We start from the raw sequence: 13,450 nt of genomic DNA, 5'->3' as shown, positions 1-13,450 counted from the left end.
CCTTGTTCCCACTTTTTCTTGTTCTCGGGGTTCCAATTGTCGATCCATCGCCCCGGACGGTGCACGAGCACCGCCGCAACGGTGCTGGGTGCGGTGGTGCCGGGTGCGGTGGTGCTGGGTAATGTTTGAACGGTGCTGGATCTCACTGAAGTCCCGCTCGCGGTTGGAATGAAGCGGCGGTGCCACGCTCTGCAGGCCGCCCGGGCGGCTTCCCTGCTTCGACGTTGGCCGGCGCGTGTGTCCGGAAACCGTGGCACCCGCTACCTTTCGACCACAGATGATCACAGGCTGTTGGGGCTGTATCGGGGAGCTCGTACATAACGGACACAATCCGCATCGAACCCAAAGCCGTGCGGGCAGCGGATTCCGGGGGGTGGCAGACTGGAACGACCTGCGCCCGCACATCCGCTGTTTGAAAGGCCCGCACATGACGATCACCGCCGCCGCCGACGGTTCTGCCCTCGGCAACCCCGGACCGGCTGGCTGGGCCTGGTACGTCGACGACTCCTGCTGGGCGGCCGGCGGCTGGAAGCACGCGACCAACAACCAGGGCGAGCTGAAGGCCGTGCTCGAGTTGTTTCGCGCAACCGCACACATCGACGACGACCTGCTCGTGCTGTGCGACAGCCAGTATGTGATCAACTCCGTGACGAAGTGGATGAAGGGTTGGAAGGCGAAGGGCTGGCGCAAGGGAGACGGCAAACCGGTCATGAACCTCGACCTGCTGAAGGAGATCGACGAGGCGATCGCCGGGCGACGCTACCGGTTCGAATGGGTCAAGGGACACGTCGGGCATCCCCTCAATGAGGCCGCCGACGAGCGCGCGCGCAGCGCGGCCGAGGCTTTTCAGCGCGGCCGGCCGGCGCCGGGCGGGCCGGGTTTTCGCGCGGGTGAAGCTGAGGGTGAACCGGTGGCACAGGCGCGAGCGGCGGCATCCGTCGGACCAAGCAGTTCAGGCACGCCGACCCAGACCACGGACCGCACCACGGAGCGGGCCACCGCCTACCCGCGTGCCGAACTGTTTTCTTTCGACGATCTCGATGATGATATCGGCGAGGATTACCGCGACCTGACCGATCTGCACGGCCCCGACGTTATGCGCAGCACCGGTGAGCTGCATCGGGTGACGCTGTCGCTCACCGACGACGAGCACCGGCGTGTCGTGCAGCGGTCCGCGGCCCGCGGCGTGACCGTCGAGGAGTACCTGCGCAATCTGATTTGAGCCGTGGGACCATAGAACATGACCGTTTCGTCCTGCGAACCCGCACAATTGCACATTTTCGAGACCGCGCTCGGTGAACGCCGCACCGAGCTGACCGAGCAATCCCAGCGTCTCGCCGATAGGTTTGCCATCGTGCGAAGCTCGCGCAGTGACGGTTCGACCGACGGCGCCCACGACGCGGAAGCATCCTCGCTGCGCAACGAATGGTCACGCCTGTCGGGGTTTCAGAACGAAGCCGGCGACGAGCTCGCGGCCATCGCTTGAGCCCTGCAGCGCATTGTCGACAGCAACTACGGCCTGTGCGTGCGCTGCGGCAACGAATTCCGGAAGGGGCGACTCGAGATCAAACCGGCCGCCGACCTCTGCGCCGCCTGCGCCGAGAAGGCGGCACCGCGCCGTCGATAGTTCAGCACACCTCCGATCAGCGCACGCCGATGAGAGACCGAAGGCCGAACTCGGAGACGATCGGAATGCCATAGTCGCGCGCTTTGCCCGTCATGCCGGTGACCGAGGCCGGGTCGGCGGCAACGAGCAGGCTCGTGCGCAGCGTGACCGCGGTGCCCAGGGAGAGCCCGCGAGCGATCAGCTCTCGGCCCCAATCGGAGCGAGCGCGGGCCATGTCACCGGCCAGCACGACGATGTCGCCCCGTTCCAGCAGCACCGTATCGATCGAGGCAATCGGTGGTCGGGCCACCGATGACGGTGCGGTCAGAGCGGCGGCGATGACGTCCGGGTCGACGGCGAGCATGCGGGCGACGGCGACCAGGTCAAAGCAATCCCCTCGACTGAGGTCGCCATTTGACCAGGCCACGCGCACAAAGTCTTCGAAGTACCGGCGATGCAGGGCGGCGCAGTCCGCCACACTGATGCCGCTGCATTCGGCCAAAACCCGAAGTTCGCGCGTTTCCTGGAACGACAGCACACGACCGACCAGGCACAGGTCGAGCAGGGCGAGATAGTCCAGGCGCTCCTCCGGTCCGGTGTAGTCGGGGAGCTTCATGGCCACCCGAGCCAGAAAGCTCGGTGTGGGCACTGCGTCCGTCGTTGTCGGGTCGCGCTGCACCCACTCCGCCCCGGTGTCGCCGACGATAAGCGGCCAGGGGGCCCGCTCGGCACGGTCGAGGGCCTCGATCCACGGTGCTGCACTGGGCGAGCCGTGCACGTAGGCCGCCAGCAGGCTCGCGCACGCCACGGCCTGCACCAGGGCTCCGGGGCCGGGCCCGATCTCGATGTCGTAGGCCGCACAACAATCGATGAGCTGCCGACCGGCCCCCGGCAAGTAGCTGCGGGCCAGCTGCATCGTGCAGACTGCCTCAAGTCCACGCCCGCGGGCGTAGCCGATCAGCTCGAACTCGCTCATCAGAAAGCCGGTGACAAACTGGGCATTGTGGGACACCAACACCCGGCCGCGGAGCAGGTCGATCAGTCGCGGTGCGATCTGCTCAAACGTGGGCGCGCGCAGCAGTTCGGCCGTGCTGACACCGTGGCTCGCGACGTCACCCGCGTTGCTTCCGGGATTGACGACGGTCTGCCAGCGCGCAGTCGTGCAACCACCCTCGTCGATGTGCACAACGGCAATCTCGACGACCCGATCCCGCTTATACGGAAACAGTCCGGTGGTTTTCAAACAAATAACGGCGTATCCACGTTCGGGCATGGTCACACTCCACAATCTTGTGATGTGAAGTTATCCACAAACCCGACTCGACGCGACTACCCTTTCGGGGGGTTGCAGGTCCAGTCGAGTGCTGCTTATATACCTAGTTGCCTTCGGCTTTTCTGGCCGAGTTCTTCGGCGGTAGCAGTGTGTCCGCTTCCTCGAGCGACATCCCGTTCGTTTCAGGAACCTTGCGCAGCACGAACCAGAACGAGAGTCCAGCGAACAGGGCGTAGAGGCCGTAGGTGATCGTCAGGGACGCATTGGCCATGGGCGGAAAGGTGACCGTGATGAGAAAATTCGCGGTCCACTGCGCGGCTGCGGCGAGCCCAAGGGCCTTGGCACGAATCGAGTTGGGAAACATTTCCCCGAGAAGCACCCACACCACCGGCCCCCAGGAGGCACCGAACGAGATCACGAACAGGTTCGCGGCGACCAGTGCGATCGGCGCCCAAGCGCCGGGCAGACTCAACTCGCCGCCGACCGTGTTCGACTGGCTGAACGCCACCGCCATGGTCGCAAGTGACACCGTCATGCCGATGGAACCGGTCAGCAGGATCGGTCGCCGACCGATCCGGTCGACCAGGGCGATCGCGACCAGGGTCACCAGAATGTTGGTCACCGAGGTGATCACCGAGATGGTCAGCGAGTTGGATTCCTGGAAGCCGACCGCCTGCCACAGGGTGGTCGAGTAGTAGAAGATCACGTTGATGCCAACGAACTGCTGGAACACCGACAAAATGATGCCGACCCAGACGATCGGTTTGAGCCCGAAGGCGTTGCCGCGCAGGGACCCCGTCTTCTGCGAACGCGCGTCGACCTCGATCGAACGACGCATGTCGCGAATTTCCCGGTCGACATCGCCGCTCGGCCAGAGCCGAGTGAACACGGCGCGGGCATCCGTTTCTTTGTCTTTCAGAATCAGGAAACGCGGGGATTCCGGCAGCATGAACGCGATGCCGCCGTAGACGATGGCGGGCACGGCGCCGGCGAGGAACATCCAGCGCCAGGCCTCCAGGCCGAACCAGAACTCGCTGCCCGCCCCACCCGCGCTCGCGGCAAACATGGCGTCGGAGAGCAGGGCGGTGAAGATTCCCAGGGTGATTGCGAGCTGCTGCAGAGAGCCAAGACGGCCGCGCATCTGCCGCGGTGAAATTTCGGCGATATAGGCCGGCGCGACAACGGATGCGAGGCCGATGCCGAGGCCGCCGACCACCCGCCAGATGATCAGGTCGACGACGCCGAACGCGAAGCCGGAACCGATCGAGCTGACCAGGAACACCACACCGCCGAGCACCATCATGGGGATGCGCCCGTAACGGTCGGCGAAACGGCCCCCGAAGAAAGCGCCGGCCGCAGCACCGAGCAGCGCACAGGCCACGGCAAACCCGGTGAGGGTGGCATTCAGAGCGAATTCTCGCTGCACCGCGTTGACGGCTCCGTTGATGACCGAGGAGTCGAAGCCGAACAGAAAACCGCCGAGGGCGCCGGCGACGGCCAACGCGATGACTTTTCGGTTGCTGCTCGGCGTGCCAAGGTCGTTCACCGAGCCCGAAGGGGATGCGGTCATCGTGCTGTGTCGGTCACGTGCCGCCTCCTGTTTCGATGTTGTGCCATCCGACCAGCCTACGTCGGGTCCCATCGGGTGCCGCGCCAACGGTGCAGACCCTGTGCCACGACAGGGGGGCGGGGCGGTTTGAACCGGCCTACAACGATTCTCGCAATTGCTTTCTGTGCAGCGGGTACGGATCGACCAACCTTTTGGCTCCGGCCGACGACCGTGTGGGGAGTACCGCCATAACCAGTACGGTTCCCGAATCCACCGACCCGGTGGAGGGCGAGGGGTACATGATCCGTGCGGGAGCGGCCGCCCCGCCGACGGACCATGACCAAAACTGACGGCCGGGCCGCCGGGAAACACGAGGTCGTTCGCGGCGGGCGTCCAGCGAGGCGGGACTACGATCCGAGGATGGGAAGATTCACGGACAGCTGGCGCTCGCATCTTCTTGTGACGCTTTCGGGCAACAGCGAGGGGCGGCCCAAGTGGGTCGGCCAGATCGCCACGGGCGATAACGTCGGGTTCTTCGGCCCGGGCAGCGCGGCCTGGGCCGTGCACGGCGGCATGGCGACCATGGTCGCCGGCATTCGTGCACTGCTCATGCAAACCCTGCACCCGGGCGCCATGGCCGGTGTGCACGACTGGTCCCGCTATCACGAAGACCCCCTCGGGCGTCTTTCCGGCACCATTCAGTGGCTGGTCACGGTGACTTTTGCCGACACGGTTGTTGCCGAGCGGGAATCGAGCCGGGTGGCCCACTTTCACGATCGGGTGACCGGCACCTATCTTGATGCGCGCGGTGAGGAACGCCCCTATGCAGCGGGCGACCCCGAACTCTTGTCGTGGGTGCACCTTGTTTTCACCGACGCTTTTCTGCAATCCCATTTGTTGTGGGACGGCGCCATTCCCGGCGGCGCCGACGGCTATGTGCGGGAATGGGCGACCGCCGGTGAACTGGTCGGGGTGCAGAATGCACCGCATTCGGCCGACGAGCTGGCCACCCAGCTTGAGGCTTTTCGCAGTGCCGGAACGCTCAAGAGTGATTCCCGCGTCGCCGAAGCCGTGCGGTTCATCCGCTACCCGCCACTCAGCCGCGGCATGCTGCCGTTTTACCGCATCATGTTCGCTGGCGCCGTGGCGTCGATCCCGCGCGAGTATCGCGACATGCTGGGCCTGAAACGATCCCGGCTGCCGGCAATTTGGGGCACCCGGCTCGTTCTCGGTGTCGTGCGCACCCTGCTCGGCCCCTCGTCGACATCAGAGGAGGCAGCGCGCTCACGGCTCGCGCGCATCGCACGTACCGACGAACTGGCCACCTGAGCTGGCCTTCGTGCGGCGCTCGTGCGGCGCTCGGCGCGACTACACCATCGGAGCAAAGAAAGCGGCGATGGCCGCACTCAGCGCCTGCGGATCGTTGACGTGGCACAGTTCCCGGGCGGAATGCATCGACAGCAGCGGCACGCCGACGTCGACGACGCGGATGCCCAGCCGGGTCGCGGTCAGCGGTCCGATCGTCGACCCGCAGGGAACCGTGTTGTTGGACACGAATTCCTGGTACTCGACGTTCGCCTGGGCGCAGGTGCGCGCCCAGAGGGCCGCGCCGTGGGCATCCGTCGCGTAGCGCTGGTTGGCATTGATTTTCAGCAGCGGGCCGCCGCCGAGAATGGGAGTGTTGGCCGGATCGTGACGATCCGGATAGTTCGGGTGCACGGCATGTCCGGCGTCAGCGGAGAGGCACCAGGATTCCGCGTAGGCCTGCAGGCGTTCCGACCCGGTCGCACCGAGGTCGTCACCGATGCGGGTGAGAATGTCATCGAGCAGCGGTCCGCTCGCGCCCGACCGCGACTGGGAGCCGAGTTCTTCGTGGTCGAAGGCCGCGAGTACGCTGATCGGGCCGATATCGGTGGGGTGTTCGCTGGTGAGAATAAGGGCGCACAGGCCGGCGTGCACCGACGACAGGTTATCGAGGCGCCCGGCCGCGAACAGCTCCTGGCCGAGACCGAAGGTGGCGGGCGGGTTGGTGTCGGCGGTGAGAATGTCGTAACCGGCGACATCCGCTGCCAGAAGCCCGGCCAGACCGGCCAGGTGCGCCACCAGGTCGGCCTCGGACGCATCGCCGACACCGAAAACGGGTGTGAGGTGGCGTTGTCGGTCGAGGGTCAGACCATTGTTCACCTCGCGGTCGAGGTGCACGGCGAGCTGCGGAATGCGCAGGAACGGCCCGGTGCGCACCAGGTGCTCGGTGCCGCCCTGGGTGACGAGCCGGCCGGCGAGTTCGAGCTCACGGTCCAGCCAGGAGTTCTGCAGCGGCCCGCCGTACACCTCGACGCCGGCTTGCAGCCAGCCGTGCGAGCCGATCGTGGGTTTCGGCTTGAGCTTGAAACCCGGGGAGTCGGTGTGGGCGCCGAGAATGCGAAACGGTGTCGTGGCTGCGGCACCGACGGGCTGCGACCAGGCGATGACGGCGCCGTCGCGCACGACGTAGTGGCCGGTGGCAGCAGGGGCATCGGCCCAGGACTCCGACTCGCTCAATCGGGTGAAGCCGTTCGCGTCGAGACGCCGGGCGACTTCGGCGGCGGCGTGGTACGACGACGGTGACGCTTGGAGGAAGGCGGAGAAATCGGCACGGTAGTCAGCTGTGGCATCCATTCGTCCATCCAACCACTCACGCCGGGCAGCAGATGCCGAGTACCGGCCGCATGCAGGCCGGCGACAGGAGGGCTTGCTATTCGGAAAGCGAGTTGGACGGCGCGTCGGACCGCAGCGCGGCGCGCGCGAAGGCGGCGCCGCCCACGGTAACCGTGCCGCGATCGCCGTGCCAGGCCTCGGTCTGCTCGAACACGCCCAGTCGGTCGAGCAGGCGCCACTTGGTGTCGACGAGGTGCCACACCGACTGCGTCGTTGGTTCCTGGCCGTCGGACTGCACCCAGCCGAGCGATCCGAGCGCGCGCGACAGGGTGGTGAGGTAGTCCTCGCGTCGGGCCAGACCGCGGGTCGCCACGAACAACAGCAGGAGTCGGGTGGCGTCGCTCACGGCGGGCGTACGGCTGTGGTGAATGGTACGGGCGAGGTGCCACCAGAGTTCGCGAGGGGTCCCGGAGAGGGCCCGGCCCTGTCGGGTGAGCACGAGCATGCCCTTGCTGACCCGCAGCAGTCCCACATCGCGCAGGTGCCCGCGCAGTTCTTGCAGCGGACGCAGGTGCACTTCGCGGTTGACGCTGATCGGCCAACCCCAGTCGAGCTCGGCGGACGCTTCAAGAATGACCGCCGGCGGCAGGTGCCCGGCCTTGGTCAAGCGGATGCCGTCAACACCGACGCGGGTTAAAATCCACTGCGCCGGAGCAACCATGCGCGCCATCGCCCGCTCCTGCAGCAGGATCGGATCCCCGACCCGGGCTTGCCCGATGAGTCGGCGAAAACCGGCGACGGCCTCTTCCGGCAGGCGCGTTTCGATCTCCTGAATCACATTCACCCACCGAGCCTACTGAGCGATCCCGTTCGACCGCGACGGATCCCCGCGACACGCTCGGTCAGGACACGACGGATCCCCCGCGACACGCTCGGTCAGGACACGACGGATCCCCCGCGACACGCCCGGTGAACCGCGCGCAAACCATCCTCTCGGGGCCTTGCACACGTGCTTGGTATTCGACATCGTCGACATCGACGGGCGGGCCTGTCAGCAGCATCTGGCACGCTTGAAGGATGACCGACACCCGTGCATCCGCTCTGGCCATTCTGCGCACCCTCGTGGGGCGGCCCCACGCCGACTTTCACGACGGACAATACCGAGCGATCGAAACTCTCGTCGACCAGCGCAAGCGCGCCCTCGTCGTGCAGCGCACCGGGTGGGGCAAGTCGGCCGTGTATTTTGTGGCAACCCTACTGCTGCGGCGCCAGGGCGCCGGCCCGACCATTCTGGTCTCGCCCCTGCTGGCCCTGATGCGTGACCAGGTCGCCGCTGCCGCCCGGGCCGGCGTGCGGGCGGTATCGATCAACTCATCGAACGCGCACGAGTGGACCGATGTGCTGCGCCAGCTCGACGCCGACGAGGTCGACGTGCTGCTGGTGTCGCCCGAACGACTGAATAATCCATCTTTTCGCGATGAGCAGTTGCCCGCGTTGATCGCTCGAGTGGGCCTGCTCGTGATCGACGAGGCACACTGCATCTCCGATTGGGGCCACGATTTTCGCCCGGACTACCGCCGCCTGCGCGACCTGATCGCCCAGATGCCGGCAGGCGTGCCCGTGCTCGCCACCACGGCGACCGCCAACAGCCGGGTGGTGCAGGACATCGCGGAGCAGGTGGGCAAGATCGCCGTTGGTTTCGAGGACGCCGGCACAGCTGCCGGTACCGCCGAGGTCGTCACCATCCGCGGCCCGCTCGCCCGCTCCTCGCTGCGGCTCGGTGTGCTGCGCCTGCCCGATTCGGGTGCCCGCCTGGCCTGGCTACTCAGCCACCTCGGCGACCTGCCGGGCAGCGGCATCATCTACACCCTCACCGTGGCCGCCGCCGAAGACACGGCCCGGCTGCTGCGGGGCGCCGGCCACGCGGTGCGCGCCTACACCGGGCAGACCGACACGGCCGAACGCGAGGAATCCGAGGGGCTACTCAAGACCAACCAGGTCAAGGCGCTCATCGCCACGAGCGCCCTCGGCATGGGATTCGACAAACCCGACCTCGGGTTCGTGCTACATCTGGGGGCGCCGTCCTCCCCCGTGGCCTACTACCAGCAGGTCGGCCGCGCCGGCCGCGCCACCGCCTCGGCCGATGTGCTCCTGCTGCCCGGCACCGAAGACGAGGCGATCTGGCACTATTTCGCGACCGCGTCAATGCCCAACGAGGCCAAGGCCCTCGCCGTGATCGGCGCGCTCGAAACCTCCGGAGCGCCGCTGTCGACGCCGGCGCTTGAGGCTCGGGTCGACCTTCGGCGCACCCCGCTCGAATTGTTGCTCAAGGTGCTCGACGTCGACGGCGCCGTGCACCGGGTCACGGGCGGCTGGCAGTCAACCGGGCGGCCCTGGGCCTACGACGGTGAGCGATACGAACGCATCGCGGCCGCCCGGGTCGGTGAGCAGCGGGCGATGCTCGAATTTGAGAGCACCACCGGCTGCCGCATGGAATTTCTGCAGCGGGCTCTCGACGATGATACCGCGGTGGCCTGCGGCCGCTGCGACAACTGCCAGGGCGTCTGGTATCCGGTCGATCTGGCCGAGGGCGCGGCCGCGACGGCCGCGCAATCGCTCGACCGGGTCGGCGTCACCATCGATGTTCGCGCCCAGTGGCCCAACGGAATGAGCAGCCTCGGCGTCGCGGCCACCGGCAAGATCCCGCTCACCGAGCGCGCCGAGCCCGGCCGTGCGCTGGCCCGGCTGACCGACCTCGGCTGGGGCGGCCCCCTGCGTGATCTGTGCGCGACCGGGGTAGCGGATGCCCCCGCCCCGCCGGCCATGCTGGCCGCCTGTGTGCGGGTGCTCGCCGAGTGGAGCTGGGCCGAACGACCCGCGGCCATTGTGTCGATGCCGTCGAGGCGGCATCCGCTGTTGATTGATTCGGTGGCCCGATCGCTGGCCTCGCGTGGCCGGCTGCCACTTCTTGGCGCACTGGACTGGGCGAACGGCGGACCCAGCGGGGAGCCGGGCGGCAACAGTGCCTACCGGCTGTCGCGCGTGTGGGACCGGTTCGCGGTCGGCCCCGATCTGGGCGCGGCGCTTGCCCCGTTCGCCGGCCGCCCCGTTTTGCTCATTGATGACCTGGCCGACAGCCGGTGGACCGTGACGGTGGCGGCCCGAGTGCTGCGCCAGCACGGCGCCTCGGCGGCGCTGCCGTTCACTCTGGCCCTGCGCTCGTAGTTCGAGAGCCGGGATGGTTTCGTCATCAGACGTAACCGGAATATTCGAGCCCGGTAGTGCCTTGTTACGGTGGGACGCCGTTACCCGCGGTCTCCGCACAATTCAGGGTGGCACCCACACAACCCGCGCTCGCCCCTCTAGTTCGTTAGGCGTTTCTTTCATGAAGCTCAGATTTATTCCGGCCGCCGTGCTGTCCGTCGTTGCCCTCACCCTCACCGGCTGCTCCGCCTCGAACGGCACGGAAGACGCGGCGACCGGCACCGACGACTCCCTGAGCAGCGTGCTCGACTCCGGCACTCTCGTGATCGGCACGGAGGGCACCTACCGTCCGTTCTCGTTTCACAAAGACGGCTCGGGCGAGCTCACCGGCTACGACGTTGAGGTGGCACGCGCCGTCGCCGCCGAGCTCGGCGTCGACGCCCGTTTTGAAGAGACCCAGTGGGATGCCATCTTCGCCGGTCTCACCGCCGGCCGCTGGGACACGATCGCCAACCAGGTGTCCATCACCCCGGAACGCCTCGATTCGTACGAGTTCTCCGCGCCGTACACCTACTCCACCGGTGTCATCGTCGTTCCCGCCGACAACACGTCGATCACTTCGTTCGCAGGCCTCAAAGGTCAGACCACGGCGCAGTCGCTGACCAGCAACTGGTACACCCTGGCCACCGAGAGTGGCGCGACCGTTGAAGCCGTCGAGGGCTGGGCCCAGTCGGTCGCCCTGGTCGAGCAGGGTCGAGTGGATGCCACGGTCAACGACAAACTGACCTTCCTCGACTACCAGAAGACCAACGGCGCCGACAATTTGAAGATTGCCGCCGAAACCAAGGACCGCTCGGAGAGCGCGTTCGCCTTCGCGAAAGACGGCACGGCCCTGGCCGAGGCCGTGAGTAAAGCGCTCGCGACCCTCAGCGCCGACGGAACGCTCGCCGAGCTCTCCGACAAGTATTTCGGTGCCGACGTCAGCCAGTAACCCGCCCAGTCGATGATTCAGCCTGATTGGGAGTTGTTCTTCAGCTCGCTGTGGCCGCTGCTCGACGGCGCGGTGCGCGGCACGGTTCCGCTTGCCCTCACGTCGTTCGCGATCGGCCTCGGGCTCGCGCTCGTTCTCGCTCTCATGCGGTTGTCGGCGAAGCGCGCTCTCTCCGGCATCGCCCGCGGCTATATTTCGATCGTGCGCGGCACCCCCCTGCTGGTGCAACTGTTCGTGATCTTCTACGGGCTGCCGTCTATCGGTGTGACGATTGAACCGTGGCCGAGCGCCGTCGTCGCCTTTTCGATCAACGTCGGTGGTTATGCGGCCGAGGTCATCCGCGCCGCGATTCTCTCGGTGCCCAAAGGTCAGTGGGAAGCGGCCTACATGATCGGCATGTCGCACAGTCGGGCCCTGACCCGCATCATCCTGCCGCAGGCTGCCCGGGTCTCGGTGCCGCCGCTGTCGAACACGTTCATCAGCCTGGTGAAGGACACCTCGCTGGCCTCCCTGATTCTGGTCACCGAGCTGTTCCGTGAGGCGCAGCAGGTGGCGGCGTTCAGCCAGGAGTTCATGCTGCTCTACCTCGAAGCAGCGCTCATTTACTGGGTTATCTGCCTGGTGCTCTCCACCGGGCAGGGTTTTCTCGAGAAGCGATTGGACCGATATGTCGCCCGCTGATCTTCCGGCCGAGCCGTCTCCCCCAGCGGATGCTGCGGCCTCCGCTGTCCTGCTGCGCGTGCGCGGGCTGCAGAAGAGTTTTGGAAGCAACCGGGTTCTGGAATCGGTGGATCTGACGGTGGGCCCTGGCCGGGTGCTTGCGCTGATCGGACCGTCCGGCTCGGGCAAGACCACGATTTTGCGCTGCCTGAACGGGCTCGAGTTGCCTGACGGCGGCACCATCGACGTTGCCGCGGCCGTGGGCGCTGACCGGGCCGGTACCGGCCAGGCCCACGGTCGTGGCGCCAACGCCGTCGTGCCGGTGACCATTGACTTCGCCCTGAAGACCTCAGCGAAACAGCTCGGCGCCCTGCGCGACCGGTCGGCCATGGTGTTTCAGCACTACAATCTGTTTCCGCACAAGACCGTGCTGCAGAACGTGATCGAGGGACCGGTCGTCGTGCAGCGGCGCCCGGTCTCCGAGGTCACGATCGAGGCGCTCGCCCTGCTGGAGCGGGTCGGTCTTACCGACAAGCGGGACAGCTATCCGTTCGAGCTCTCCGGCGGCCAACAGCAGCGGGTCGGCATCGTGCGCGCGCTGGCGCTTCGACCGCAGCTGCTGCTGTTCGACGAGCCGACATCCGCTCTCGATCCGGAGTTGGTCGGCGACGTACTGCGCCTGATCAAGGAGCTCGCCGACGAGGGCTGGAGTATGGTGATCGTCACCCACGAACTCGAATTCGCCCGCGAGGTCGCGCACGAGATCGCCTTCGTCGACGGGGGCACCATCGTCGAGCACGGCGACCCGAAACTGCTGCTGCGGCATCCCCAGCAGGAACGCACCCGCCAGTTTCTGCACCGGCTGCTCCACCCGTTCTAGGCGTCAGCAGCTGGCACCAGAAACGCTACGGTTGCGGCGTGATGATTACGACGGTGATCCGATCGAGGCCGGGGCCGTAGTGCCAGTAGATTCGGCCGGCCGTCGGCGTGCGGTGTTCGATGTAGGAGTCCCAGACGGCCTCACCCTTTTTACCCGCGAGCGACACGTATTTGTGCGAGCGCAATGCGGGGTCGTCGGGGTTCAGCTGCAGCCGTCCGAGTGCGGTTCGCACCCGTTTGAGGCGACCGACCAGCTGTGGTTTTGTTTCGAGAATGGACAGTCCCGACGCCGCTTCCCTCGTGAGAAGGAGGGTAAAACTCATGACTGGGGCTCGGCCGACGCGTCGACCGCGTGCTCCTCATCGGCGTACCGGGTGAAGTCGCCACCCTCGCTCGTCTCGTCCTGGCTGCTGTACTCGAGGCCACGCACCAGGGCGGCGCGGATGACGTCGTCGTCCCAGACCAGAAGCTCGCGGCGCGGAATGGACACCAGCGGGGTCAGAAGAATCTCACCCTCGGCGTTCACGGCGACGGCGTAACGATCATCGCGGTGCACGCCAGCTTTTCCAAAGGCCATTCTGGAGCGCTCATCGGCGCTGACTTCGCCCATCGGAACGAAGTCCGATTTCAGTTCTGTCATCTTCTTCAGTT

The 13,450-nt window shown here is 66.5% G+C and carries 14 protein-coding genes; 8 read left to right on the top strand and 6 right to left on the bottom strand.

What is annotated here, in order from left to right; translation table 11 throughout:
• Positions 1-427 precede the first annotated feature (427 nt).
• Genes LH475_RS12205 through LH475_RS14590 form a run of 3 tightly spaced genes read left to right on the top strand, consistent with a single transcriptional unit; the run spans position 428 to position 1,627 of the window.
• Positions 428-1,222 (top strand): RNase H family protein, encoded by a 795-nt coding sequence (locus LH475_RS12205; RefSeq protein WP_196843161.1) that lies wholly within the window; start codon positions 428-430, stop codon positions 1,220-1,222.
• A gap of 18 nt (positions 1,223-1,240) precedes the next feature.
• On the top strand, positions 1,241-1,486 hold the full coding sequence (locus tag LH475_RS12200; RefSeq protein WP_196843160.1) for a hypothetical protein: 246 nt from the start codon (positions 1,241-1,243) through the stop codon (positions 1,484-1,486).
• 3 nt (positions 1,487-1,489) lie between these two features.
• On the top strand, positions 1,490-1,627 hold the full coding sequence (locus tag LH475_RS14590; protein ID WP_366145604.1) for a TraR/DksA C4-type zinc finger protein: 138 nt from the start codon (positions 1,490-1,492) through the stop codon (positions 1,625-1,627).
• Positions 1,628-1,643: 16 nt separating this feature from the next.
• Here the strand turns inward: LH475_RS14590 and LH475_RS12195 are convergent, their stop codons facing one another.
• Both LH475_RS12195 and LH475_RS12190 read right to left on the bottom strand, forming a co-directional pair.
• Positions 1,644-2,879, bottom strand: a complete 1,236-nt coding sequence (locus LH475_RS12195; protein WP_196843158.1) for an exonuclease domain-containing protein — start codon at positions 2,877-2,879, stop codon at positions 1,644-1,646.
• 103 nt (positions 2,880-2,982) lie between these two features.
• Positions 2,983-4,449, bottom strand: coding sequence for a sugar porter family MFS transporter (locus LH475_RS12190; protein ID WP_196843157.1), 1,467 nt, complete (start codon positions 4,447-4,449; stop codon positions 2,983-2,985).
• Between the two features lie 399 nt (positions 4,450-4,848).
• On the opposite strand from LH475_RS12190, the gene LH475_RS12185 reads away from it, so the two are divergent.
• Positions 4,849-5,757, top strand: a complete 909-nt coding sequence (locus LH475_RS12185; protein ID WP_196843156.1) for an oxygenase MpaB family protein — start codon at positions 4,849-4,851, stop codon at positions 5,755-5,757.
• Positions 5,758-5,796: 39 nt separating this feature from the next.
• Here LH475_RS12185 and LH475_RS12180 read toward each other — a convergent pair whose 3' ends face one another.
• Together LH475_RS12180 and LH475_RS12175 are read right to left on the bottom strand one after the other, a co-directional pair.
• Positions 5,797-7,086: a M18 family aminopeptidase gene (locus tag LH475_RS12180; RefSeq protein ID WP_196843155.1), complete on the bottom strand. Its 1,290-nt coding sequence runs from the start codon at positions 7,084-7,086 to the stop codon at positions 5,797-5,799.
• 76 nt (positions 7,087-7,162) lie between these two features.
• Positions 7,163-7,909, bottom strand: a complete 747-nt coding sequence (locus LH475_RS12175; protein ID WP_297414270.1) for a hypothetical protein — start codon at positions 7,907-7,909, stop codon at positions 7,163-7,165.
• A 233-nt stretch (positions 7,910-8,142) separates the two neighbouring features.
• Here LH475_RS12175 and LH475_RS12170 point away from each other — a divergent pair, with 233 nt between their 5' ends.
• The 4 genes from LH475_RS12170 (at position 8,143) to LH475_RS12155 (ending at position 12,800) form a co-directional block, all read left to right on the top strand.
• Positions 8,143-10,290, top strand: coding sequence for a DEAD/DEAH box helicase (locus LH475_RS12170; protein ID WP_297414269.1), 2,148 nt, complete (start codon positions 8,143-8,145; stop codon positions 10,288-10,290).
• A 160-nt stretch (positions 10,291-10,450) separates the two neighbouring features.
• Positions 10,451-11,260 (top strand): amino acid ABC transporter substrate-binding protein, encoded by an 810-nt coding sequence (locus LH475_RS12165; protein WP_196843152.1) that lies wholly within the window; start codon positions 10,451-10,453, stop codon positions 11,258-11,260.
• Between the two features lie 12 nt (positions 11,261-11,272).
• A complete protein-coding gene (locus LH475_RS12160) occupies positions 11,273-11,941 on the top strand; it encodes an amino acid ABC transporter permease (protein ID WP_196843151.1) in 669 nt (222 codons plus the stop codon).
• The gene (locus LH475_RS12155; protein ID WP_297414266.1) at positions 11,928-12,800 is read left to right on the top strand and encodes an amino acid ABC transporter ATP-binding protein; all 873 of its coding nucleotides are present in this window, start codon (positions 11,928-11,930) and stop codon (positions 12,798-12,800) included. The genes LH475_RS12160 and LH475_RS12155 overlap by 14 nt, the downstream gene beginning before the upstream one ends.
• A gap of 25 nt (positions 12,801-12,825) precedes the next feature.
• On the opposite strand, the gene LH475_RS12150 is transcribed toward LH475_RS12155, so the two are convergent.
• Complete coding sequence (locus tag LH475_RS12150; RefSeq protein ID WP_196843150.1) at positions 12,826-13,122, bottom strand: hypothetical protein; 297 nt, start codon at positions 13,120-13,122, stop codon at positions 12,826-12,828.
• Positions 13,119-13,439, bottom strand: a complete 321-nt coding sequence (locus tag LH475_RS12145) for a hypothetical protein (RefSeq protein ID WP_196843149.1) — start codon at positions 13,437-13,439, stop codon at positions 13,119-13,121. The genes LH475_RS12150 and LH475_RS12145 overlap by 4 nt, the downstream gene beginning before the upstream one ends.
• Between the last annotated feature and the right edge of the window lie 11 nt (positions 13,440-13,450).

Source organism: Cryobacterium sp. (assembly GCF_026786305.1).
Classification (GTDB): Bacteria; Actinomycetota; Actinomycetes; order Actinomycetales; family Microbacteriaceae; genus Cryobacterium.
The sequence above is the reverse complement of the archived record's forward strand: the minus strand, read 5'-3'. Positions and strand labels throughout refer to the sequence as shown.